The organism is Pseudomonas sp. PDM31 (genome assembly GCF_019218965.1).
Lineage (GTDB): Bacteria > Pseudomonadota > Gammaproteobacteria > Pseudomonadales > Pseudomonadaceae > Aquipseudomonas.
The window spans coordinates 154,712-177,047 of the sequence record NZ_JAHUWS010000006.1 but is presented as its reverse complement, the minus strand read 5'-3'; the positions used below and the strand labels follow the sequence as shown (position 1 = coordinate 177,047).

At 58.6% G+C, this 22,336-nt stretch carries 22 protein-coding genes and 1 pseudogene; 8 read left to right on the top strand and 15 right to left on the bottom strand.

Annotated features, from left to right (window positions below; genetic code table 11):
* Positions 1-107: 107 nt before the first annotated feature.
* On the bottom strand, positions 108-1,217 hold the full coding sequence (locus KW839_RS13960) for an ABC transporter ATP-binding protein (RefSeq protein ID WP_218424656.1): 1,110 nt from the start codon (positions 1,215-1,217) through the stop codon (positions 108-110).
* Complete coding sequence (argF, locus tag KW839_RS13955; protein ID WP_060539554.1) at positions 1,214-2,134, bottom strand: ornithine carbamoyltransferase; 921 nt, start codon at positions 2,132-2,134, stop codon at positions 1,214-1,216. Before argF ends, KW839_RS13960 begins: the two co-directional genes overlap by 4 nt.
* Positions 2,135-2,540: 406 nt before the next feature.
* Here argF and KW839_RS13950 point away from each other — a divergent pair, with 406 nt between their 5' ends.
* The 3 genes from KW839_RS13950 to grxD all read left to right on the top strand — a co-directional run bounded on the left by KW839_RS13950 (position 2,541) and on the right by grxD (position 5,513).
* A complete protein-coding gene (locus KW839_RS13950) occupies positions 2,541-2,831 on the top strand; it encodes a hypothetical protein (protein ID WP_060539555.1) in 291 nt (96 codons plus the stop codon).
* A gap of 134 nt (positions 2,832-2,965) precedes the next feature.
* Positions 2,966-5,074 (top strand): molybdopterin oxidoreductase family protein, encoded by a 2,109-nt coding sequence (locus KW839_RS13945; protein WP_218424655.1) that lies wholly within the window; start codon positions 2,966-2,968, stop codon positions 5,072-5,074.
* A 97-nt stretch (positions 5,075-5,171) separates the two neighbouring features.
* Positions 5,172-5,513, top strand: a complete 342-nt coding sequence (gene grxD / locus KW839_RS13940) for a Grx4 family monothiol glutaredoxin (protein WP_034149018.1) — start codon at positions 5,172-5,174, stop codon at positions 5,511-5,513.
* 194 nt (positions 5,514-5,707) lie between these two features.
* Here grxD and bfr read toward each other — a convergent pair whose 3' ends face one another.
* Complete coding sequence (bfr, locus tag KW839_RS13935) at positions 5,708-6,184, bottom strand: bacterioferritin (RefSeq protein ID WP_060539557.1); 477 nt, start codon at positions 6,182-6,184, stop codon at positions 5,708-5,710.
* 198 nt (positions 6,185-6,382) lie between these two features.
* The gene (locus KW839_RS13930) at positions 6,383-6,601 is read right to left on the bottom strand and encodes a bacterioferritin-associated ferredoxin (RefSeq protein WP_060539558.1); all 219 of its coding nucleotides are present in this window, start codon (positions 6,599-6,601) and stop codon (positions 6,383-6,385) included.
* Positions 6,602-6,908: 307 nt separating this feature from the next.
* Here KW839_RS13930 and KW839_RS13925 point away from each other — a divergent pair, with 307 nt between their 5' ends.
* Positions 6,909-7,511: a peroxiredoxin gene (locus tag KW839_RS13925; protein WP_008057532.1), complete on the top strand. Its 603-nt coding sequence runs from the start codon at positions 6,909-6,911 to the stop codon at positions 7,509-7,511.
* Positions 7,512-7,600: 89 nt separating this feature from the next.
* Here the strand turns inward: KW839_RS13925 and rnt are convergent, their stop codons facing one another.
* Together rnt and pyrC are read right to left on the bottom strand one after the other, a co-directional pair.
* Positions 7,601-8,278, bottom strand: a complete 678-nt coding sequence (gene rnt / locus KW839_RS13920; protein ID WP_053155142.1) for a ribonuclease T — start codon at positions 8,276-8,278, stop codon at positions 7,601-7,603.
* Complete coding sequence (gene pyrC, locus KW839_RS13915) at positions 8,275-9,321, bottom strand: dihydroorotase (protein WP_020799892.1); 1,047 nt, start codon at positions 9,319-9,321, stop codon at positions 8,275-8,277. Before pyrC ends, rnt begins: the two co-directional genes overlap by 4 nt.
* A gap of 150 nt (positions 9,322-9,471) precedes the next feature.
* On the opposite strand from pyrC, the gene KW839_RS13910 reads away from it, so the two are divergent.
* A complete protein-coding gene (locus tag KW839_RS13910; protein ID WP_371318072.1) occupies positions 9,472-10,380 on the top strand; it encodes an OmpA family protein in 909 nt (302 codons plus the stop codon).
* Positions 10,381-10,508: 128 nt separating this feature from the next.
* Complete coding sequence (locus KW839_RS13905) at positions 10,509-11,726, top strand: argininosuccinate synthase (RefSeq protein WP_007938916.1); 1,218 nt, start codon at positions 10,509-10,511, stop codon at positions 11,724-11,726.
* A gap of 163 nt (positions 11,727-11,889) precedes the next feature.
* Here KW839_RS13905 and KW839_RS13900 read toward each other — a convergent pair whose 3' ends face one another.
* A complete protein-coding gene (locus KW839_RS13900; RefSeq protein WP_218424654.1) occupies positions 11,890-12,537 on the bottom strand; it encodes a hypothetical protein in 648 nt (215 codons plus the stop codon).
* 582 nt (positions 12,538-13,119) lie between these two features.
* Here KW839_RS13900 and KW839_RS13895 point away from each other — a divergent pair.
* Entirely contained in the window at positions 13,120-13,746 is a 627-nt protein-coding gene (locus KW839_RS13895; protein WP_060539563.1) for a response regulator transcription factor, read from the top strand.
* Positions 13,747-13,839: 93 nt separating this feature from the next.
* Here the strand turns inward: KW839_RS13895 and KW839_RS13890 are convergent, their stop codons facing one another.
* The 8 genes and pseudogenes from KW839_RS13890 to metG all read right to left on the bottom strand — a co-directional run bounded on the left by KW839_RS13890 (position 13,840) and on the right by metG (position 20,719).
* A complete protein-coding gene (locus tag KW839_RS13890; RefSeq protein WP_060539564.1) occupies positions 13,840-14,019 on the bottom strand; it encodes a PA3496 family putative envelope integrity protein in 180 nt (59 codons plus the stop codon).
* Between the two features lie 105 nt (positions 14,020-14,124).
* On the bottom strand, positions 14,125-14,763 hold the full coding sequence (gene nth / locus KW839_RS13885; protein ID WP_060539565.1) for an endonuclease III: 639 nt from the start codon (positions 14,761-14,763) through the stop codon (positions 14,125-14,127).
* A gap of 25 nt (positions 14,764-14,788) precedes the next feature.
* Entirely contained in the window at positions 14,789-15,370 is a 582-nt protein-coding gene (locus KW839_RS13880) for an Rnf-Nqr domain containing protein (protein ID WP_218424653.1), read from the bottom strand.
* Positions 15,363-15,974 (bottom strand): RnfABCDGE type electron transport complex subunit G, encoded by a 612-nt coding sequence (locus KW839_RS13875; protein ID WP_218424652.1) that lies wholly within the window; start codon positions 15,972-15,974, stop codon positions 15,363-15,365. Before KW839_RS13875 ends, KW839_RS13880 begins: the two co-directional genes overlap by 8 nt.
* Positions 15,971-16,957 carry an RnfABCDGE type electron transport complex subunit D gene (locus tag KW839_RS13870; RefSeq protein ID WP_218424651.1) on the bottom strand — a complete coding sequence of 329 codons (987 nt, stop codon included), beginning with the start codon at positions 16,955-16,957 and terminating at the stop codon, positions 15,971-15,973. Before KW839_RS13870 ends, KW839_RS13875 begins: the two co-directional genes overlap by 4 nt.
* Before the next feature lie 607 nt (positions 16,958-17,564).
* Positions 17,565-17,939, bottom strand: a pseudogene (gene rsxB / locus KW839_RS28140) (electron transport complex subunit RsxB); the annotation flags it as partial.
* A gap of 17 nt (positions 17,940-17,956) precedes the next feature.
* Entirely contained in the window at positions 17,957-18,526 is a 570-nt protein-coding gene (locus KW839_RS13860; RefSeq protein ID WP_218424650.1) for an electron transport complex protein RnfA, read from the bottom strand.
* A gap of 141 nt (positions 18,527-18,667) precedes the next feature.
* Entirely contained in the window at positions 18,668-20,719 is a 2,052-nt protein-coding gene (gene metG, locus KW839_RS13855; protein WP_218424649.1) for a methionine--tRNA ligase, read from the bottom strand.
* A 454-nt stretch (positions 20,720-21,173) separates the two neighbouring features.
* Here metG and apbC point away from each other — a divergent pair, with 454 nt between their 5' ends.
* Positions 21,174-22,268, top strand: a complete 1,095-nt coding sequence (gene apbC, locus KW839_RS13850) for an iron-sulfur cluster carrier protein ApbC (RefSeq protein WP_060539572.1) — start codon at positions 21,174-21,176, stop codon at positions 22,266-22,268.
* The last annotated feature ends 68 nt before the right edge of the window (positions 22,269-22,336 follow it).

The following is a 22,336-nucleotide window of genomic DNA, read 5'->3' as shown; positions in this document are numbered from 1 at the left end:
GACTGTAGGAGCGAGCCTGCTCGCGATGACGGTATCAGATGCAACTGAGATGTTGGCTGATCTACGCTATCGCGAACAGGCGTGCTCCTGCAGGGATTGGCATTGTTTCAGTTGGCTGCGCTGTAACGGCGTACACCTGATTCAACCGCGGGAATCTGCGCAGCGGTACTGCCGGACGCCTGGAACAGCACCAGATGTTCGGCTGCAACACGAATGCCGACATCCACCCCGACCTGATGATCGACATGGCTGGGGAAAATCGACTCCAGTTGCGCGCCGGTAGGCAGTTGCAATCGATACAGGGTCGATGCCCCCAGGAATGTCTTGCCGGCAATTCGCGCCTTCAGGCCGCTGTCCGGCGCATAGACGATGTCGTCCGGGCGCAGCAACACGTCCACGGCACCGCCCACCGGCCAGGTATAGGCACGATTGCCGCGCAACTCACCCAGTTCAGTCTGCACCGACTCCGGGCTGCTCAACTGGCCGCGAATGAAGTAGCCCTGGCCAATGAAACTGGCCACGTACGGCGTCAGCGGTTCGTGATAGAGGTTGTAGGGCGTATCCCACTGCTCCAGGCGGCCTTCCTTGAACACGCCAACGTGATCGCTGACAGCGAAGGCTTCTTCCTGGTCGTGGGTTACCAGAATGGCGCTGGTGCCACGGGCCTTGAGAATGTCGCGTACCTCATGGCTGAGCTTGCGTCGCAGTTCGCCGTCGAGGTTGGAGAAGGGCTCATCAAGCAGCAGCAATTGCGGCTCCGGTGCCAGCGCCCGAGCCAGTGCAACACGTTGCTGCTGGCCGCCCGAAAGCTCATGGGCAAAGCGTTTGCCCAAGCCTTTCAGGTTGACCAGTTCCAGTAACTCTTCGGTGATGCGCTCTTTTTGCGGGTGCTTGCGAATACCGAAGGCGATGTTCTCGGCCACGCTCAAGTGCGGAAACAGAGCGTAGTCCTGAAACACCATGCCGATGCGACGTTTTTCCGGGGCCAGGGTGAAGCCGGCGCGGGAGATGGTCTCGCCCGCCAGCTGGATTTCACCTTCGTGCACGGGCTCGAAACCGGCAATCGCCCGCAGGGTGGTGGTCTTGCCACATCCCGAGGACCCCAGCAGGCAACCGATGTCGCCTGCGTTCAAATGCAGATTGAGGTTCTGTACGACGCGCTGGTCCTGGTAGCCGCACGCGAGGTTGCGCAGGTTGAGCAGTAAAGTCTGGCTCATGCGTGGTGATACGCAGGCTCGACGAGAAATTCGAGCAGGGCCTTTTGTGCATGCAGGCGGTTTTCGGCTTGATCCCAGGCCACCGAGCGCTTGTCGTCGAGCAGGTCGACGCTGATCTCTTCGCCACGGTGCGCAGGCAGGCAATGCATGAACAGGACATCTTCTGCGGCCAGATCGAGCAGGGCACGGTTGACCTGGTACGGTGCGAACAACTTGAGACGCTTGGCGGTTTCCTCTTCCTGGCCCATGGAGGTCCAGACGTCGGTGCTCACCAGATGGGCGCCACGTACGGCATCCTTTGGATCGCGCACGACAGTGACACGGTCGCCAGCCTTGGCCAGGAACAGCGGATTGGGTTCGTAGCCTTCCGGGCAGGCCACGCGCAACTGGAAGTCGAACTGGATCGCCGCTTCTATATAGCTGTTGCACATGTTGTTGCCGTCGCCGATCCAGGCCACGGTCTTGCCCTGGATCGAACCGCGGTGTTCGAGGAACGTCTGCATGTCTGCCAGCAACTGGCACGGGTGCAGGTCATCGGACAGACCGTTGATCACAGGTACGCGGGAATTGGCGGCGAACTCGGTCAGGTTGCTGTGGGCAAAGGTCCGGATCATCACCGCATCGAGCATGCTCGACATGACAATCGCGCAGTCGCCGATCGGCTCGCCACGGCCCAGCTGGGTATCACGGGGCGACAGGAAGATTGCCTGGCCGCCAAGCTGGATCATGCCGGCTTCGAACGAAATGCGGGTGCGGGTCGAAGCCTTCTCGAAAATCATCCCCAGTACACGGTTCTTCAGGGGCTCGAACAGCACGCCGCGGTTGCGCAGGTCCTTGAGCTCAACGCCTCGGCGGATCACGCTGACCAGCTCTTCGGGCGTGCAATCCATCAGGGAGAGAAAGTGCCTTGCGCTCATCATTGACTACCTTTTTGCTACAAACCGCAGATGCTCAAAGCCTTGTTTAACGGAACAACGGGCGAGACCTGCGGCGTAAGCCGCACGGGGCGACGAAATAGAGGAAGGCGCGATCTTATAATTAAATGTCGCGTCTTACCAATAGGGCTACAGTTTTTAGGGAATTTCAGAGGGGCTACGGGATCACCGCGGTAGCGCTTTGAAGCCTGTTTCCTGATAGCAACCAAGCATTTGTACACTGGCTTCGCGGGGCTTGGCAATCAAGCGGCGCGGGGAAGAGCCGGTTGCGGTGGTTATTTGACCCCGGGGTTCGGCAGGCTCGACCGTCTGTCGCCGCCCTGAAATATTTGCTAATGCAAAGTGCTGGGTTATAAATAAACATCGAGCGACGCAGGAAGCCTCCCTGATGGAATCCAAAGAACAGCTGTTGATGGAACTACTGGGCCTCACCGCACGCTCGTTGACCCACCTCACTGCATCGGTGACGACGATGTCGTTCGAATTGCTGCGCAGTGAAGACGAAGTAACCCGGGCTGCCGGTCGCCATATGGTGGACCGCATGGCGACCATCAGCGCCGGGCTCGACGAGCACTGGCGACTGATTGGCGAATTGACCGGGGTACATGGTCCTCACGAGCCGATCGAACCCCTCAAGGCAATCCCGTTGCACATGCCGCCCAGGTTGCCTTCGAACTGATCCCGGGTAGCCATCGGCTGGCCTGATAACCGCCGATTCACAAGACAAACGTCGCTGGCGTGGGGGCGGGTCTGGCGCCATAGTTTTGTTTCCGCGGCCGCCATTGCCCGCCCAAGACAAGACAGAGACTGGCCATGACCAAGACTCTCCATCACCGTGCATGCCATTTGTGTGAAGCCATTTGCGGCCTGACCATCGAGACCGCCGAGGCTGAAGACGGCAACCGGCAGATCACCTCGATCAAGGGCGATCCCCTGGATACGTTCAGCCGTGGGCACATCTGTCCCAAGGCTGTTGCCCTGCAAGACATACAGAATGATCCGGATCGCTTGCATCAGCCGATGCAGCGAGTGGGGAATGAATGGCAACCGATCGAGTGGGAGGATGCCTTCAAGCTCGTCGCCGAACGCCTCGCGCAAATTCAGGAGCGTCACGGGCAAAACGCCGTGGCGGTCTATCAGGGCAACCCGAGCGTGCACAACTATGGGCTGATGACCCACAGCAATTACTTTCTCGGTCTGTTGAAAACGCGCAACCGCTTTTCCGCCACCTCGGTCGACCAGTTGCCGCATCACTTGACCAGCCATTTGATGTACGGCCATGGCTTGCTGCTGCCGATCCCGGACATTGATCACACCGACTTCATGTTAATCCTCGGCGGCAATCCGCTGGCCTCCAATGGCAGCATCATGACCGTGCCGGATGTGGAAAAACGCCTGAAGGCGATTCAGGCCCGTGGCGGTAAAGTGGTGGTGGTCGATCCACGCCGCAGTGAAACGGCAGCGATCGCCGATCAGCATCTGTTCGTGCGCCCCGGCGGCGATGCGGCGTTGTTGTTCGGGCTGCTCAATACCTTGTTCGCCGAGGGCCTGACCCGCGAAAGTCATCTTCCGGTGGACGGCCTGGATGCAGTGCACGAGGCTGTCGCGACGTTCACCGCCGAAGCCATGAGCCCGCTGTGCGCAGTACCGGCCGAACAGATTCGGCAGTTGGCGCGGGATTTCGCCGCGGCACCGACGGCCGTGTGCTACGGCCGCATGGGCGTCTCGACCCAGGCATTTGGTACGTTGTGCCACTGGGTGGTGCAGTTGATCAATCTGGTCACCGGCAATCTCGATCGAGTGGGTGGTGCGTTGTGCACCGAGCCGGCAGTGGATCTGGTGGCATCGACTTCGGGGGGGCATTTCAATCTGTGGCAGAGCCGGGTGTCCGGGCGTCCGGAATATGCGGGCGAGTTACCGGTGTCGGCACTGGCCGAAGAGATGCTTACAGAGGGGGAAGGGCAGGTCAGGGCGCTGATTACCGTGGCGGGCAATCCGGTGCTGTCTACACCCAATGGTCGACAGTTGGAGCAAGCGCTCGATGGTCTGGAGTTCATGCTCAGCATCGATCTGTACATTAACGAAACCACGCGTTACGCGGACCTGATCCTGCCGTCCACCTCCGCTCTGGAGAACGATCATTACGACACCACGTTCAATATGTTTGCGGTGCGTAACGTCAGCCGCTTCAACCGCGCGATTCTTCCCAAGCCAGTGGGCGCGTTGCACGACTGGGAGATTTTCGTCGGCCTGGCCAAGGCGTTCGCCGCACGAACCGGCAAGGAGCTGAAACCGACCATGGCGCCGGCGCAGATGATCGATCGCGGTTTGCGCATGGGGCTTTATGGCGATGCTTCGCAGCACCGGCTTTCATTGGCAACCTTGTTCGATCACCCTCATGGCGTAGATCTTGGAGCGCTCAAGCCTAACCTCGCTCCACGCTTGAAAACCGCCAACCAGCGCGTCCAGGCTGCCCCCGCCGAGATTCTCGCCGACCTGGCTCGCTTTGCGACCTTGCAGGCGCCGGCTGCCGATGAGTTGCTGATGATCGGCCGTCGCCATGTACGCAGTAACAACTCGTGGATGCACAACTATCACCGCCTGGTGAAGGGCAAGCCGCGCCATCAGTTGCTGATGCATCCGGATGATCTGGCCAGTCGCGGGCTCAGCGACGGGCAGCGGGTGCGGGTCAGCTCGCGGGTCGGCGTGATTGAAGTTGAAGTGCTGGGCAGCCCGGATATGATGAAGGGAGTGGTCAGCCTGCCGCACGGCTGGGGCCATGCGCGTCCGGGTGTGCAAATGAGCATCGCCAGCGGACAGCCAGGCTCCAGCGCCAATGACTTGACCGACGAGTGTCAACTCGATGAGTTGTCGGGAAATGCGGCGCTCAATGGCGTGCCGGTGACCGTGGCGGCGGCCTGAATCAGTCTGACGGAGAGACCGAGCAGGGTGCTCGGCTTTCCGTTACAATGCGCCACCGTGCCGACCCGTGAGTCGGAAAGTTCAGCCGAGGTGCTCCATGGATATCATCGAAACGATTAAAGAGCAGATTGCCAACAACACCATTCTGCTTTACATGAAAGGCTCGCCGAATGCCCCGCAGTGTGGCTTTTCCGCGAAAGCCGCGCAGGCCGTGATGGCATGTGGCGAAAAGTTTGCGTACGTGGACATCCTGCAGAACCCGGAAATCCGCGCCAACCTGCCAAAATACGCCAACTGGCCAACCTTTCCACAACTGTGGGTCGGTGGCGAGCTGGTTGGTGGTAGCGACATCATGACCGAGATGGCTGCAGACGGTTCGTTGCAGACCACCATCAAGGCTGCTGTTGAAGCTGCTGCTGCCAACAAGTCCGAAGCCTGATTCGCTTTTTGTAGGAGCGAGCAGGCTCGCGATGGAATAAAGAGCGCCGCGGGGAACCAGACTCCCCGCGTTATCGTTTACGCCCATCGCGAGCTGGCTAGCTCCTACAGAAGGCAGCAAGGCATAAAAAACCCCGCCACTCGAAAGAGGGCGGGGTTTTTTTATTGCATCGAGATTTATTGCATCGAGAGAATTTACTCGTCGTCACCCATCTGCGATTGCAGGTAGTTCTCAAGACCGATTTTATCGATCAGGCCCAATTGGGTTTCCAGCCAGTCGATATGTTCTTCTTCGGACTCAAGGATGTCCTCGAGCAGTTCGCGGCTACCGAAGTCGCCGACGGTTTCGCAATGGGCGATGGCCACTTTGAGATCAGCGTGACCGGTGCGTTCGATACGCAGGTCGCACTCAAGCATTTCCTTGGTGTGTTCGCCGATGTGCAGCTTGCCCAGGTCCTGGACATTCGGCAGGCCTTCAAGGAACAGAATGCGCTTGATCAGCTTGTCCGCGTGCTTCATCTCGTCGATGGATTCGTGGTATTCGTGCTTGCCGAGCTTGTTCAGGCCCCAGTCTTCATACATGCGCGCATGCAGGAAGTACTGATTGATCGCGACCAGCTCATTGGCAAGGATCTTGTTGAGATGCTGGATGACTGTAACGTCGCCTTTCATGGTGGGGTCCTGTCCTTTATTAGCTGACTATAAAGTAGAGTTTGAGCCCGGTAGTTCTTAGTGTCAAACGTAACTTATTGAAACTTAAGTGAAAATTAATCGGAATAAGAATGTTTTTGTTCCGCGTCTAAAGCATAAGTAATTGATTTTCAGGCATAAAAAAACCGGACATAAGTCCGGTTCTTTGAAAGAGGTTATTTATGCAGCGGTAAATTCTACAGGAAAAGGAATCGCAGCCTGGGCCGTTTGCAGTTTGGTCAGGGTCTCGCGAACCACTTCCTTGGCCAGGCAGGCACATTTGCCGCATTGACTGGCGACGCCGGTGGCAGCCCGGACTTCCTTGTAGCTGCAGCATCCTTCATAGATCGCATCGCGGATTTGTCCGTCGGTAACGCCAGTGCAGAGGCAAACATACATAAGGGAAGACCGTCGCTGGTTTATGTCTCGATTGCGATGGATCTTAATGTTAACGAGAATGATTGTCAAAGTGCTTTGAGAAGGGTTTTTGACAGGCCTGACGAACGGTTGGCCAGTGACGCGCCGTCAACCGAAATACCCTTCGTCCTTTTTTACACCTACGGGAGAAACCGTTACGGACAGGCCAAAAACGCAGTGTATGATGACCGGTCTTTTCGAAATGGGTTCGTGTCACAGGGCTGTCGCCTGAGGGTGGCAGGCTGATATGAACCTTTTTCTTCAACGCTTTTTCACCAGGAGATATCCAATGAGCGTACTCGTAGGCAAACAAGCCCCTGACTTCACCGTACCGGCCGTACTCGGCAATGGCGAAATCGTTGACAGCTTCACCCTGTCCTCGGCTATCAAAGGCAAATACGGCCTGGTGTTCTTCTACCCGCTGGACTTCACCTTCGTTTGCCCGTCCGAGCTGATCGCTCTGGACAACCGCATGTCTGAATTCAAGGCGCGCAACGTTGAAGTGGTCGCTGTGTCGATCGACTCGCACTTCACCCACAACGCCTGGCGCAACACCCCGGTAAACGATGGTGGTATCGGCGCGGTTCGTTACACCATGGCTGCCGACATCAAGCAGGAAATCATGAAGGCTTACGACGTTCAGTCCGCTGACGGCGTAGCGTTCCGTGGCGCATTCCTGATCGACGATAAAGGCGTTGTCCGCTCGCAGATCATCAACGACCTGCCACTGGGCCGTAACATGGAAGAGCTGCTGCGTCTGGTCGACGCTCTGCAATTCCACGAAGAGCACGGCGAAGTCTGCCCTGCCAACTGGAAAAAAGGCGACAAGGGCATGAACGCTTCGCCAGAAGGCGTTGCTGCTTACCTGACCGAGCACGCTGCCGCACTGTAAGGCGCGTTGCGGGTAAAAAAAACCGGCCTTCGTGGCCGGTTTTTTTATGGGCGGGTTTCAGGCCCTGCTCGCTCCTACAGAGAAAACCCTCAATCGTCGAAGTCTTCCCAGCCGCCCATTTGTTTCCAGCGATTGACGATGCCGCAGAACAGCTCGGCCGTCTTCTCGGTGTCGTAGCGCGCCGAGTGCGCCTCCCGACCGTCGAAGTCGATATCCGCTGCCTGGCAAGCCTTGGCCAGCACGGTTTGGCCGTACGCCAGGCCGGCGAGGGTTGCAGTATCGAAACTGGAGAACGGATGGAACGGATTGCGCTTCATGTCCAGACGCGCGACGGCGGCATTGAGGAAGCCCAGGTCGAAGCTGCTGTTGTGCCCGACCAGAATCGCCCGTTTGCAGCCATTGGCCTTGAGGGCCTTGCGCACGCCGCGGAAGATATCGTTCAGGGCCGATTCTTCACTCACCGCCATGCGCAGTGGGTGATCGAGCTTGATCCCGGTGAACTCCAGGGCTGCCGCTTCAATATTCGCGCCTTCGAACGGCTCGACCCGGAAGAAGTAGGTGTGATCAGGGTAGACAAAGCCCTTTTCGTCCATGGCGATGGTGGTCGCGGCGATTTCCAGCAGGGCGTCGGTGGCGGAGTTGAAACCACCGGTTTCTACGTCGACGACAACCGGCAGGTAGCCACGGAACCTGGCAGCCATTGGATGGCGCGAGCCACCTCCACCGCCTTGACCTTCCTGTTCGTCGTCGAAATGATCTTCACTCACGCGTGTTCCTCCAGCAGGCGCCAGCGCAGTTTTTCACCGGCGCGCAGCGGGATAACGGTCAGCTCGCCAAACGGCAGGCTGGTAGGGGCGGTCCATTCTTCACGGACCAGGGTGATGCGATCGGTGTTGGCCGGCAGGCCATAGAAGCGCGGGCCGTTGAGGCTGGCGAAGGCTTCGAGCTTGTCCAGTGCATTGCGCTGTTCAAAGGCTTCGGCATACATCTCGATCGCCGCATAGGCGGTGTAGCAGCCGGCACATCCGCAAGCGGCTTCCTTGGCATGCTGGGCGTGGGGCGCCGAGTCGGTGCCGAGGAAGAACTTCTCGCTGCCGCTGGTGGCGGCGTCGAGCAGGGCTTCCTGGTGGGTATTGCGCTTGAGGATCGGCAAGCAATAGAAGTGCGGCCGAATCCCGCCCACCAGCATGTGGTTGCGGTTGTACAGCAGGTGATGAGCGGTGATGGTCGCGCCGACGTTGGCCGAAGCCGAATTGACGAACTGCACGGCGTCAGCGGTGGTGATGTGTTCGAACACCACTTTGAGCGTCGGGAAACGCTCGACCACACGGCGCATGTGCTCATCAATGAAGATTTTTTCGCGGTCGAACACGTCGACATCGCCACGGGTGACTTCACCGTGGATCAACAGCGGCATTCCAACTTCGGCCATGGCTTCCAGCGCAGGGAATATCTTGTCGATGCTGGTAACGCCAGAGTCCGAGTTGGTGGTCGCGCCGGCCGGGTACAGTTTGGCGGCATGCACGAATCCGCTGGCCTTGGCCTCGCGAATTTCTTCTGGCTGGGTGCGATCGGTCAGATAAAGGACCATCAAGGGTTCGAACGGGCTGCCGGCCGGGCGGGCAGCGAGAATCCGCTGGCGATAGCCGTCGGCTTCAGCCGCGTTGCGTACCGGTGGTACCAGGTTGGGCATGATGATGGCGCGACCAAAGGTGCGCGCGACATCCGCGACGGTATTGGTCAACACGGCACCATCGCGAAGATGAATATGCCAGTCGTCGGGACGCAGCAGGGTCAGGCGGTCGGACATGAGGGGATTCCAGGCGGGTCAAACTCAGGGGAATGCTACCGGAAAAGACTCTTGCAGGCACTCGCTATCAAGTTTTGTGGCAAGCGTCCGATATCCAACAGGTATGCCGTAATGTCGGTCTTTCAGTAGTAGAAGCCAGTGGAGCCTGCCGTGCGCCAGCGTTATTTTGCCTTGCTCAGTGTGTTTGCCAGCCTTCCCGCGATGGCGCTGACTTTCCAGACACCTCTGGAAAGCATTGAGTGGCGGGTCGAAGGGGACAAGTTCGAATGCCGCCTGGCTCAGCCGGTCGCCGATTTCGGGGCGGGCGAGTTCGTGCGTCGCGCCGGCGAGCAGGCGACATTTCGTCTGAAAGCCTACAACCCGATGATCGGCGGCGGTTCAGCGACTTTGCTGGCAGCAGCTGCGCCATGGCAGCCGGGGCGTGGCGATATCAATCTGGGTACGGTGAGAGTTGGCAGCGGCGATGTGCTGTTCAACAGCTCGCAGGCTCAGGCCGGGCGTCTGATCAGCGGCCTGATCGACGGCCGCAGTCCGGTGGTCCGGCACACTTCGGGTGATGGCCGGGTGTCGGAAGTCCGCTTGTTGCCGGTCAGGTTCACCAAGGCCTTTGCTGATTACCAAGGCTGTGTGGCCAAGCTGTTGCCTCAGAATTTCGAACAGGTGAAGCGATCCGCTGTGGGCTTTCCCGGTGGCGGGATTGAACTGGATGCCGCAGCGAAAGGCAGACTGCAGGTGATGGTGGAGTACATGAAGGCCGATCCGACGGTTAATCACATCGAGCTCGACGGCCATTCCGATAACGGCGGCAACCGCCTGACCAATCGTGACCTGTCACGGCGTCGGGCCCTGGCGGTCATGGACTTCTTCAAGGCCAACGGCATCCAGGAGTCGCAGATTACCTTGCGTTTTCATGGCGAGCGCTATCCATTGGCTCCGAACAACAGCAATGCCCACCGGGCCCAGAATCGCCGGGTCAATGTGCACCTTGCGCGGGTAGCCCCGATTGAAAAACCGGCCCCGGAAATCACCGCCTCGGCGACCACCGCTTCAGCGTCTTGATGCTGTTTTTTCGTCGCCAGCTCGACATAATCTGTCGCTTCGTCGTCATAAGCTGTCGCGCCACTGTAAATTATTCTGCATGAGCGGTAGACTGCCCGGCTTTCCGTAGAACCCCGTGGAGTGATGGCATGGCGGACGTAAACAAGGTCGTTCTGGCGTATTCCGGCGGCCTGGACACTTCGGTGATCCTCAAGTGGCTGCAGGATACTTATAACTGTGAAGTGGTGACTTTCACCGCTGACCTGGGTCAGGGCGAAGAGGTCGAACCTGCACGCGCCAAGGCTCAGGCCATGGGCGTCAAAGAGATCTACATCGACGACTTGCGCGAAGAGTTCGTGCGCGATTTCGTTTTCCCGATGTTCCGCGCCAACACCGTTTACGAAGGCGAGTACCTGCTGGGTACTTCCATCGCTCGTCCGTTGATCGCCAAGCGCCTGATCGAAATCGCCAACGAAACCGGTGCTGACGCCATTTCCCATGGCGCCACGGGCAAAGGTAACGATCAGGTTCGCTTCGAACTTGGCGCCTATGCCCTCAAGCCTGGTGTAAAGGTGATCGCCCCTTGGCGTGAGTGGGACCTGCTGTCCCGCGAGAAGCTGATGGACTATGCCGAGAAGCACGCGATCCCGATCGAGCGTCACGGCAAGAAAAAATCCCCGTACTCGATGGATGCCAACCTGCTGCACATCTCCTATGAAGGCGGCGTGCTGGAAGACACCTGGACCGAGCACGAAGAAGACATGTGGCGCTGGACCGTTTCCCCGGAAAACGCACCAGACAAGCCGCAGTACCTGGAACTGACCTACCGTAACGGCGACATCGTTGCGCTGGACGGCGTCGAGATGACTCCGGCTACCGTGCTGGCAACGCTGAACCGTATCGGTGGCGAACATGGTATCGGCCGCCTCGACATCGTCGAGAACCGTTACGTTGGCATGAAGTCCCGGGGCTGCTACGAAACTCCAGGCGGCACTATCATGCTGCGTGCCCACCGTGCGATCGAGTCCATTACCCTGGACCGTGAAGTGGCTCACCTCAAAGATGAGCTGATGCCAAAGTACGCCAGCCTGATCTACACCGGTTACTGGTGGAGCCCTGAGCGTCTGATGTTGCAACAGATGATCGATGCCTCCCAGGCCCACGTGAACGGCGTTGTGCGCCTGAAGCTATACAAGGGCAATGTGATCGTTACAGGTCGCAAATCTGATGAGTCGTTGTTCGACGCCAACATCGCGACCTTCGAGGAAGACGGCGGTGCCTACAACCAGGCGGACGCTGCGGGCTTCATCAAGCTCAACGCCCTGCGCATGCGCATTGCTGCAAACAAAGGCCGCAAGCTGTTCTGAGACCTTTGAAGTCGTGATGGAGTGTGTGGCCTCGTTGCGAGGCCACACATCCGAAATGGGGGCTCTGTGTCTGCCATTGCGATCCTGTTCCTGCCTGCTCGCCCTTTCAGGCTTTCGCACTTTTATTGGTCTTCAACCGCCATGGTTGTCGTGTGCCTATCCTTCAGCCTGGGTCGATAACCGCCAGTCGTTGTGAGTACAAGTTGTACACGACGGGGTAGGTGGTGTTGCCTCTGGTTTTCTGTTTCAGGTGTTTAAGAACACTCGCCTTCAGTAAATTCTCCGATTCGGTACATGTGATAAACATGATCACCTGCGCCGCTTTATCCTGTGGCACCCGGATGCTCTCCAGTAATTCGCTGACCTCGGCTTTTTTGCTGGTTCCGCGAACGTCAACTATGTGCAGCTCTTTCGCTTCTTCCGGCAACTGGATGTGGTTCGGGGCGCAATGGGTTGCCTCCAGGGTGATCTCCACAGGCGGGCCTTGGGCATTGCAGGGCGATGTGACCGAAGTCGCTCCATTCATCGAGGTGCTCGAGAGCGATTCTCCAAACTGTCGCTTGGCGACGTTGTTCTCCGAGTCCTCGGCGTGGTCCGTTGCCTTGACGAAGTGTTTTTCATCGTCAAAGTCCGAGGGGGCATACAGTGAGCGGTAGTTAAAGTTTAGTGTGGCAAAGAAAAGCAAGAGCAGGTAAAACGGAAAACTGATCAGGAACCAGACATACAGATCTCTTTCGTCGTCGTCGAGAAAAGGCAGGGTAACGGCTGCTGAAGTTTCGGAAAGTGTCGCAAACATCGCAATAAGGGTCATTGGGTTAGTGATTTTTTTTTTGAAATTTTTTCATGTTTGTTTGCTCTCTGAAGTTTGGGTCACCTTGAGTTTATAATAAGGCTCGGTGTGGAGGGGCGTTTGCGAAAGTAATTGCGTTAGTAATTATGTGATTTGCCAGTGGGTGCCGGTATTGCGTATGCAGTGCTTTTGTTGTCTGTCTTTTCTGTCGGATGTGCCATTGTCGTGAGTATTGATAAGTTACTTGCTTTTAAGCGTGATCGCGCAAGTGAGAGTGTTTACTCTGATGTGAGTATTGATTGTGGTAGTGTTCATTGGTTTTCAGTATTTTGGAGGAAGCTAATATCCATACAAGGTTTATGAGTCTGGCTATCGAGAATTTTGGGTGTAAATAGATACAAAAAATTTTCATGAAACGGTCGATGTTCAAGGAAATCCAGTTCTCAGCAGGGGTCGCTTGACGGTTTTTTGTAAGATAAATCCGTAATGTTTGTAGGGAACGTCTCTCGCTGCGACTGGCCGGGAGGTGCGGCATGCCATGGGTGAAACGACTAGGCTATTGTGCTGGCTCTCAAAATTCGAACAGCGAAATTGGACTTGCCCATGAATAAAGTGCTGATCGTGGATGATCACCCCGTCATTCGTCTTGCGGTGCGTATGCTGATGGAACGTCATGGCTACGAAGTCATTGGAGAAACGGATAATGGAGTGGATGCTTTACAACTGGCTCGCGAACTTTTGCCGGATATTGTGATATTAGATATCGGCATTCCCAAACTCGATGGTCTGGAAGTCATCGCGCGACTATCATCTACCGCAATGCCGATAAAAGTGTTGATATTGACTTCCCAGGCACCGGGGCATTTTTCCATGCGCTGCATGCAGTCGGGGGCTGCCGGCTATGTTTGCAAACAACAGGATCTGACCGAGTTGCTCAGCGCCATAAAAGCAGTCCTGTCAGGCTACAGTTACTTTCCGAATCAAGCCTTGCATACCGTGCGCTGCAGTCTGGGAAACGCCAGCGAAGCGGATATGGTGGATCGTTTGTCGGGGCGAGAAATGATGGTCTTGCAGCAATTGGCCAGAGGCAAGACCAATAAAGAAATTGCCGATGGGATGTTCCTCAGCAATAAGACCGTCAGTACCTACAAAACGCGCCTGTTGTTGAAGCTGAACGCGCGTTCCCTGGTCGATCTGATTGAACTGGCACAGCGCAACGGCCTGGTGTGACGACGTCGTGGTAAGGTCGGGAAGGGGGCTGCGGTCGATTTTATGGGGTGGGCATTAAGTAAAAAGCCTCCGTTGCGGGGAGGCTTTCAAGTGTCATAAATCAAAATCGTAATCGGCCAATTGCTTTTGCAGTCGGCGCTCCTCCAGCAGATTGTCGATGGTGCGGCGTTTGTCCAGGTTCGTTTTCGCTACTTCAACCACCGGGTCGGTGTCATCGCTTTCAGTGGCGGCGAAGTCGTCCTCTACGTCCAGATGCTCTTTGCCAGTACTCATTTAGTTACTCCAGGCTAAGAAGGCCTTTGGCGCTCCTTATATCGACAATCTCCCGGCGGGTAAAAAAGTTTTTTTCAATCGGCAATCACCAATCGCAATAGAGCCTCAATCGTCGGAGGTTTTGTGCTTGTATTCGCACAGGTCTTCGATCCGACAACTGCCGCAGCGGGGCTTGCGCGCCAGACACACGTAGCGCCCATGAAGGATCAGCCAGTGATGGGAATCGAGCAGGTAATCTCTGGGTACGAATTTCATCAGTTTTTTCTCGACCTCGACCACATTTTTTCCGGGGGCGATGCCAGTGCGGTTGCTGACACGAAAGATATGGGTGTCCACAGCCATGGTCAGTTGACGGAAAGCAGTATTGAGCACCACGTTGGCGGTTTTACGCCCGACCCCGGGTAGTGCTTCGAGCTCTTCGCGGGTTTGCGGTACTTCACCGGCATGGCGCTCCACCAGCAAACGGCAGGTCTCGATCACGTTTTTCGCTTTGCTGTTGTACAGGCCGATAGTCTTGATGTACTCCGACAGGCCCTCTACCCCCAGGGCGTAAATGGCTGCCGGGGTATTGGCGACCGGGAACAGTTTTGCGGTGGCCTTGTTGACGCCGACATCAGTCGACTGAGCGGACAGGATCACGGCAATCAGCAATTCGAAGGGCGAGGAATAGGCCAGTTCGGTCTTCGGTTCCGGGTTGTCTTCATGCAGCCTGCGGAAAATTTCCAGACGTTTTGCGGCATTCATTTGCAGAGGGTTTCCTCGAAAACGGTCAGTGTGAAGGGGCGGGGCGCAAGGCTTGCCAACCGGCGATCAGCAGACCCAGCAGAATGAATCCGCCGGGTGCCAGCGTGGCCAGGCGCAGGCCGCCGTCGGCTGATAGCATCCAGGCCTGCCAACCCGGCTGTGCGCCTGGCAGCCATGACAGATGGTTACCGAGTGTTGCGTTGCCGATGAGTTCGCGCAGCAGGCCAAGGCCGATCATCAACGTGCCAAACAGAATGTACAGGCGCAGACGCTCGGGCCAGGCGGTTTGAAAGTGCCCGGTGTCTTGCAGCACGACGCACTGCAAGGCGATCAATGCACCATAGAACCCCAGGTGCTGTTGCCATTGCAGTGCCCAGGCCTGCGCTGCGATCTCTACGCAGCTGCAGAGCGTGGCCGCCAACAGGATGCTGGCCGGCAGATGCGCGGTCGAGACCAGCCGGGGCCGTAAAACGCCGAATCCCAGCCCAAAGAGATTGACCACAACGATGAACATTAGCCACAGCCCAAACGCGGCTACCAACGAATCGGTGGCGCCGATCAGCGGCACCAGCATCAAGGTGTTCAGCAGGGTCTCTGGTCTATTCATGGGAAGAATCCCCGAGCAGTTGTTGCCGGTGTTCATCGAAGTAGCGCAAGGCGTCGTGAATGGCATTTATCACCGCTCTTGAGGTGATGGTCGCCCCGGCGATCTGATCAAATTGGCCCTGATCCTTTTTCAACGCCCAGCCACTGTCGCCGGGCTCAGTTCGGGACTTGCCGGAAAAAACCTTGAGCCAGTCATTTGGCCAATCCGCAATCTTTGCCCCGAGCCCGGGCGTTTCCGCCTGTTTGAGGGTTTTGACCCCAAGCAACCTGCCGTTGCTATCGATGGCGATCAGCAGTTCGATGGTATTTTCATAGCCCGGAGTCTGGCTGCGCAGCAACACTGCATGGGGTTGCTCGGCCTTGCTCGCCAGATAACCTCCCAGCAACCTGCTATTGCCCAATGCCGGGTCATCGAGCTTGAGCGGGTGTTCCAGCGGCTGATTGTCATAGCTGTCTGGCGCCAGCAGGTCCAGCAGGTTGCGGCTGTCTATCAGGCGTTGCCCGGCCGCGATCCGCGGCGCGCTGCTGAATTGCACAAACCAGGTCGCGCCAAGGCCTGCGCCAGCCAGTAGCAGCACAATCGCAACACTCGATGCGCGGCTCATGGTGCAACCGATTGCTGTCTGGACAGTACCAGGCGCTCCAGCGCCGGTACACACAGGTTCATCAACAGCACCGCAAAGGCGATGCCGTCTGGATACCCGCCCCAGGTGCGAATCAGATAGGTCAGCAGGCCCACCCCTGCGCCGAACATTAGTCGTGCAGCGGGGCTTCTGGCACCGGAAACCGGTTCGGTGATGATAAAGAACGCCCCCAGCATGGTCGCACCGGTGAGCAAGTGAAACAGGGGAGAGCCATGGGAGTCGGAGCCCGAGCCGTTCCAGCACACAAGGCTGATGATGAACAGGCTGGCGAGCATGCCCACTGGCGCATGCCAGCTGAACACCCGGCGTTGCAGCAGAAACAGGCCGCCTGCCAGAAAGGCCAGGTTCACCCATTCGACACCACGGCCACCAAAGTGGCCGAATGCGGGGTTGCCGGCGAACAGTTCGTCCATAGTCAGGCTTTTATTGATCCGCAGGCTGTCCAGCGCCGTGGCCTGGACCCACGCATCCGGCGCCAGGCCGTAGCCGAACACCTGCTGCATACCACCCAGCAAGTCCATGCCATGGGATGACGGCCAATGTGTTATTGATTGGGGGAACGCGAGCATGACCAATGCAAAGCCGAGCATCGCGGGGTTGAACGGATTTGAACCAACACCACCGTACAGATGCTTGCCAAAGAGCATGGCGACCACGCCAGCACTGATCGTCAGCCACCACGGGCAGTACGGTGGCAAGGCCAGGGCCAACAAGGTTGCGCTGACCAGCGCGCTGCCGTCACTCAAGGTTGGTTTGAGCGGGCGCTTGCGCAGTTGCAGCACGGCCGCTTCGACCGACAGTGCGGCAACGCCTGCCAGAGTCAGGTTAATCAACACGCCCCAGCCATACATCCAGAACGCCGCGAGCACTCCCGGCAGGGTGGCCAGCAGTACCAGCTTCATGGCCTGCTGCAGGCGATCGTCAACCGCTTCAAGGGCTGGCATAGGCATCCACCTGGCGCTCGGCCTCGCTGATCGCGTGCTCCAGGGCCGCGATCTGGTGTGCCGGCGTCTCACTGCCTTGAGCTTTCTTGAGTTCGGCGCGGCGCATGGCCAACTGGATTTTGGCCCGTTTCAGTTCTGCATCCTTCGACGCCGCAGGTGCAGCGGGGGTAGGCGCCGGTACTCGCGGCAGCGTGCTTTCCAGCTGCGCCAACGTCTGCTCGGCGGCTTCGAACTGCTGTTGCAGGACGACCAGTTGAGACTGCTGCTCGAAGGTTGGCGGATGGCCGAAAGCCTTCAGGGATTTATGCAGTTGCGCCCGGCTCATCGCCAGGTCGATCCTGGCTTTTTTTAGCGCCGCGTCTGCGTTGGCGGCTTTTTGCGCACGAACACGTTCGAGGGCGGCCTGCACCGGGTCAAGCGTCTCCACGTTGGGTTGTGCGGCGCGTTGCATACGGGCTTGGCGCTCAGCGAGCTTGTGTTGCTCTTCGCGCAACAGCCGGGCGTTGCGCTGCTCGAAGCGGCGCCGGGCATGATTTCGTTTGCTGGCGCGTGCCTGCTGCTCGGCAAGGGTAAAGGCCAGGCCGCCGACTACCGGCAGCGTGGTCTGTGGCAATGGACGCATCTCGATGCAATCCACTGGGCATGGCGCCACGCACAGGTCGCAGCCGGTGCATTCATCGATGATCACGGTGTGCATCAACTTGGCTGCGCCGACGATGGCGTCGACGGGGCAGGCCTGGATGCATTTGGTGCAACCGATGCATTCGGCTTCGCGGATGTAAGCGACCTGTGCAGGCGCCGACCCGCGGCTGTGATCCAGTTCCAGTACGGGTACTTTGAGCAACTCGGCCAGGGCCGCGATGGTTTCACTGCCGCCGGGCGGGCACTTGTTGATCGGCTCGCCGCTGGCGATTCCTTCGGCGTAGGGTTTGCATCCGGGATGCCCGCATTTGCCGCATTGGGTTTGCGGCAAGAGCGCATCGATGCGTTGAATCAGACTCATGTTTTGATCAGTCCGCTGAATCCGAGAAAGGCTACCGCGATCAGACCGGCGCTGATCAGTTCGATCGGCAGGCCACGAAAGGGCAGGGGAACATCGTTGTCGAGTGTGCGTTGACGCAAATCGTTGAATAGTACCAGCACCAGCCAGAAACCCAGTCCAGCCCCGAGACTCAAGGCTGCTGCGTGAAAAAGACCTTTATCTTCCCCGGCGTTGAGTAATGTGAGGCCCAGCACGCCTGCATTGCCCAGCAGCAATGGCCAGAGGTCCTCGAACGACAGCGTCGAAAATACCCGTGCCAGCAGCTTCAACAACGGAGCGATCAGCAGCACGCTCAGCGGCAGGAACACGAACAGACGCAGGGAGGTTAATTCCAGTGGCACCAGTAACCAGTGGTGCAGCGCATAGCCAAGTACGCCCACGACCAGCATCAGGCACGCTGTCGAGATGCCCAGCGCATGGACCTGGCGGCGTTCGCTGCCCAGCAGCGGATCTACGCCCAGCGGCCAGTGCAACACGAAGTTGTTGATCAGGGCGGTGCTGATAAGCGTAAGCAGGATTTCGGTCATGGTCGTGCCGGCAAGAACGGGGCTTTTCAACGCAGTGATCTAAAAAGCTTAGGCATTATCCGGCATGGGCGAAGGGTGGGCCAGACATGAAAATCCCACAGTCGCGCCAGGCGCGACTGTGGGATCGATTTACCACGGGTTTTACTTGATCCGCTGACCTGGCTTGGCACCGCTGTCAGGGCTGAGCAGGTAGATTTCTTCGCCGCCGGGGCCCGCCGCCATCACCATGCCTTCGGAAATGCCGAACTTCATTTTGCGCGGCTTGAGGTTGGCAATCATCATGGTCAGGCGACCATCGAGTTTGGACGGGTCCGGGTAGGCGCTCTTGATGCCGGAGAACACGTTGCGTTGCTCGTCACCGATGTCCAGGGTCAGGCGCAGCAGCTTGTCGGCACCTTCCACGTGCTCAGCCTTGACGATCAGGGCGACACGCAGGTCGACTGCGGCGAAGGCGTCGAACTCGATTTCCGGCGACAGCGGGTCCTTGGCCAGTTCGCCATTGCCGGCAGGTGCGGCGCCGCCGGTGTCGGTCTGGCTGGCGGTCAGGTCTTCCTTCGAAGCGTCGCTCATGGCTTGTACCTTGACCGGATCGATTCGGGTCATCAGCGGCTTGAACTCGTTCAATTGATGGTTGGCGAGCCAGATCGCGTGGTCGTTCCAGGTCAGCGGCGCGACATTCAGGAACGCTTCGGCGTCGGCAGCCAGCAACGGCAGGACCGGCTTGAGGAAAATCACCAACTGGCGGAAGAGGTTGACGCCCGTGGCGCAGATGGCCTGGACTTCATCCTGCTTGCCTTCCTGTTTATTCAGCGACCAGGGTGCCTTGTCGGCGATCCAGGCGTTGGCACGGTCGGCCAGGCCCATGATTTCGCGCATGGCGCGGGCGAAGTCGCGGGCTTCATAGGCGTCGGCGATGCCTGGCGCAGCGGCCAGGAAGGCTTCGGTCAGTTCCGGCGCGGCGTTGGTGTCGACCATCAGGCCGGCATTGCCCTTGTGGATGAAACCGGCACAACGGCTGGCGATGTTGACGACTTTGCCGACCAGGTCGGAGTTGACCTTCTGCACGAAGTCTTCGAGGTTCAGGTCCAGGTCATCGACGCCACGGCTCAGCTTCGCCGCGTAGTAGTAGCGCAGGTATTCCGGCGACAGATGATCCAGGTAGGTCCGGGCCTTGATGAAAGTACCGCGGGACTTGGACATTTTCTGACCGTTGACGGTCAGGTAGCCGTGCACGTTGATGCCGGTCGGCTTGCGGTAGCCGGCGCCTTCAAGCATGGCTGGCCAGAACAGGGCGTGGAAGTTGACGATGTCCTTGCCGATGAAATGATACAGCTCGGCGGTGGAATCCTTGCCCCAGAACGCATCGAAGTCCAGCTCCGGCGTACGGTCGCAGAGGTTCTTGAAGCTGGCCATGTAGCCGATCGGCGCGTCCAGCCACACGTAGAAGTACTTGCCCGGTTCGTCGGGAATTTCAAAACCGAAATACGGCGCATCGCGGGAGATGTCCCACTGTTGCAGGCCGGCATCCAGCCATTCGGCGATCTTGTTCGCCACGGCGTCCTGCAGGGTGCCGCTGCGGGTCCAGGTTTGCAGCATTGCCTGGAAGTCCGGCAGCTTGAAGAAGAAGTGCTGGGAATCCTTGAGCACCGGGGTGGCGCCGGAGATCGCCGACTTCGGATCCTTCAGGTCGGTGGGTGCGTAGGTCGCGCCGCATTTTTCGCAGTTGTCGCCGTACTGGTCTTCGGTGCCGCATTTCGGGCAGGTGCCCTTGATGAAGCGGTCGGCCAGGAACATTTTCTTTTCCGGGTCGAAGTACTGCGTGATCGAGCGCTGGGCAATGTGCCCGGCGTCGCGCAGCTTCAGGTAGATCTGGCTCGACAGCTCACGGTTTTCTTCGGCGTGAGTGGAGTGGAAGTTGTCGAAATCCACCAGGAACTCGGCAAAATCGGCGCTGTGTTCAGCCTGGACGTTGGCGATCAGTTGTTCCGGGGTGATGCCTTCCTTTTCCGCGCGCAGCATGATCGCCGAACCGTGGGCGTCGTCGGCGCAGACATAAATGCATTGATTGCCGCGGTGCTTCTGGTAGCGCACCCACATATCGGTCTGGATGTATTCCAGCATGTGGCCAAGATGGATCGAACCATTGGCATAGGGCAGGGCGCTGGTGACGAGGATCTTGCGTGGCTCGGACATGGGGCTCGGCTACTTGATGAAACGGAGGTCGGCCACTATAAAGCGCCGGCGCATATTTTTCACCCCTGCGGCCCAGGGAGTTGTGTTGCAAACAGGCTTTGAGTGGCGAGTGGTTTACCTGTGGCGAGGGGGCTTGCCTGTGGGGAGCGGGTTTGCCTGTGGCGAGGGGGCTTGCCCCCGCTCGACTGCGCAGCAGTCGCATTTCCGCAAGCAAAGAGTTTCTGTCAAGAAAAGCCGGGGCGGCTTCGCCACCCATCGGGGGCAAGCCCCCTCGCCACAGGCAAACCCGCTCCCCACAGGCAAACCCGCTCCCCACAGGCAAGCCCCCTCCCCACAGGGAACCCCCCCCGCCACAGGAATGCGTTCGCGACAATTGATCTTCGGACATGCCGACAGGAGGGCAGAACGGTTAGGATACCCGTCTGATTTTCCAGTCTTGTTATCGGAGTTGCCCATGAGCGCCGTCAATCGCGCAGCGGTGGAAGCCGTCCTTCGCCAATACACCGACCCCTATCTGAACCAGGATCCGGTCAGCGCCGGTTGCGTGCGCAATATCGAGATCCAGGGCGAGCGCGTCAGCGTGCAGCTGGAACTGGGTTACGCCGCCGGTCTGTTCAAGAGCGGCTGGGCGCAGATGTTGCAAATGGCCATTGAAGGTCTGGATGGTGTCAGCGCTGCCCGCGTCGACATCACCAGTGTGATCGCCGCGCACAAGGCCCAGGCCCAGATCCCGGGCCTGGCCAACGTCAAGAACGTCGTGGCCGTGGCGTCCGGCAAGGGTGGTGTGGGCAAATCCACCACCGCCGCCAACCTGGCCCTGGCCCTGGCCCGGGAAGGCGCCAAGGTCGGGATTCTTGACGCGGACATCTACGGTCCGAGCCAGGGCATCATGTTTGGCATCGCCGAAGGCACCCGGCCGCAGATCAAGGACCAGAAATGGTTCGTTCCGATCCAGTCCCATGGTGTGGAAGTCATGTCCATGGCCTTCCTGACCGACGACAATACGCCGATGGTCTGGCGCGGACCGATGGTCTCGGGCGCCTTGTTGCAACTGGTGACGCAAACCGCATGGGGTGACCTGGATTACCTGGTGATCGACATGCCACCAGGCACCGGCGACATTCAGCTGACCCTGGCGCAAAAAGTCCCGGTGGCCGGCGCAGTCATCGTGACCACACCACAGGATCTGGCTCTGCTGGACGCGCGCAAGGGCGTGGAGATGTTCCGCAAGGTCAACATCCCGGTGTTGGGCGTGGTGGAAAACATGGCCGTGCACATCTGCTCGAACTGTGGACATGCCGAGCATCTGTTCGGTGAGGGCGGCGGGGTGAAACTGGCCAATCAATATGGCGTCGAGCTGCTGGCCTCGTTGCCGCTGGCGATGGCTATCCGCGAGCAGGCCGATGGCGGCAAGCCGACGGTGATCGCCGAGCCGGACAGCCCGATTGCGCTGGTCTACCAGGAACTGGCCCGCCACGTCGGTGCGCGGATCGTGCTGCAGGAAGCTGCGACGCCGGCGATGCCGAACATCAGCATCAGCGACGATTGATACCTGGCAGATAGACGCTGTCTTAATGTGGGAGCGGGCTTGCTCGCGAAAGCAGTGTGTCATTCAAC

Bases quoted from the DNA above. Each gene is read 5' to 3' on its own strand.
- KW839_RS13960 (WP_218424656.1), bottom strand. From the start codon at position 1,217: ATGAGCCAGACTTTACTGCTCAACCTGCGCAACCTCGCGTGCGGCTAC.
- apbC (WP_060539572.1), top strand. From the start codon at position 21,174: ATGAGCGCCGTCAATCGCGCAGCGGTGGAAGCCGTCCTTCGCCAATAC.
- pyrC (WP_020799892.1), bottom strand. From the start codon at position 9,321: ATGTCCGACCGCCTGACCCTGCTGCGTCCCGACGACTGGCATATTCAT.
- KW839_RS13890 (WP_060539564.1), bottom strand. From the start codon at position 14,019: ATGAGTACTGGCAAAGAGCATCTGGACGTAGAGGACGACTTCGCCGCC.
- KW839_RS13950 (WP_060539555.1), top strand. From the start codon at position 2,541: ATGGAATCCAAAGAACAGCTGTTGATGGAACTACTGGGCCTCACCGCA.
- KW839_RS13895 (WP_060539563.1), top strand. From the start codon at position 13,120: ATGAATAAAGTGCTGATCGTGGATGATCACCCCGTCATTCGTCTTGCG.
- KW839_RS13925 (WP_008057532.1), top strand. From the start codon at position 6,909: ATGAGCGTACTCGTAGGCAAACAAGCCCCTGACTTCACCGTACCGGCC.
- KW839_RS13860 (WP_218424650.1), bottom strand. From the start codon at position 18,526: ATGACCGAAATCCTGCTTACGCTTATCAGCACCGCCCTGATCAACAAC.
- grxD (WP_034149018.1), top strand. From the start codon at position 5,172: ATGGATATCATCGAAACGATTAAAGAGCAGATTGCCAACAACACCATT.
- KW839_RS13900 (WP_218424654.1), bottom strand. From the start codon at position 12,537: ATGACCCTTATTGCGATGTTTGCGACACTTTCCGAAACTTCAGCAGCC.
- KW839_RS13875 (WP_218424652.1), bottom strand. From the start codon at position 15,974: ATGAGCCGCGCATCGAGTGTTGCGATTGTGCTGCTACTGGCTGGCGCA.
- metG (WP_218424649.1), bottom strand. From the start codon at position 20,719: ATGTCCGAGCCACGCAAGATCCTCGTCACCAGCGCCCTGCCCTATGCC.
- KW839_RS13870 (WP_218424651.1), bottom strand. From the start codon at position 16,957: ATGCCAGCCCTTGAAGCGGTTGACGATCGCCTGCAGCAGGCCATGAAG.
- KW839_RS13905 (WP_007938916.1), top strand. From the start codon at position 10,509: ATGGCGGACGTAAACAAGGTCGTTCTGGCGTATTCCGGCGGCCTGGAC.
- KW839_RS13930 (WP_060539558.1), bottom strand. From the start codon at position 6,601: ATGTATGTTTGCCTCTGCACTGGCGTTACCGACGGACAAATCCGCGAT.
- bfr (WP_060539557.1), bottom strand. From the start codon at position 6,184: ATGAAAGGCGACGTTACAGTCATCCAGCATCTCAACAAGATCCTTGCC.
- KW839_RS13945 (WP_218424655.1), top strand. From the start codon at position 2,966: ATGACCAAGACTCTCCATCACCGTGCATGCCATTTGTGTGAAGCCATT.
- argF (WP_060539554.1), bottom strand. From the start codon at position 2,134: ATGAGCGCAAGGCACTTTCTCTCCCTGATGGATTGCACGCCCGAAGAG.
- nth (WP_060539565.1), bottom strand. From the start codon at position 14,763: ATGAATGCCGCAAAACGTCTGGAAATTTTCCGCAGGCTGCATGAAGAC.
- KW839_RS13880 (WP_218424653.1), bottom strand. From the start codon at position 15,370: ATGAATAGACCAGAGACCCTGCTGAACACCTTGATGCTGGTGCCGCTG.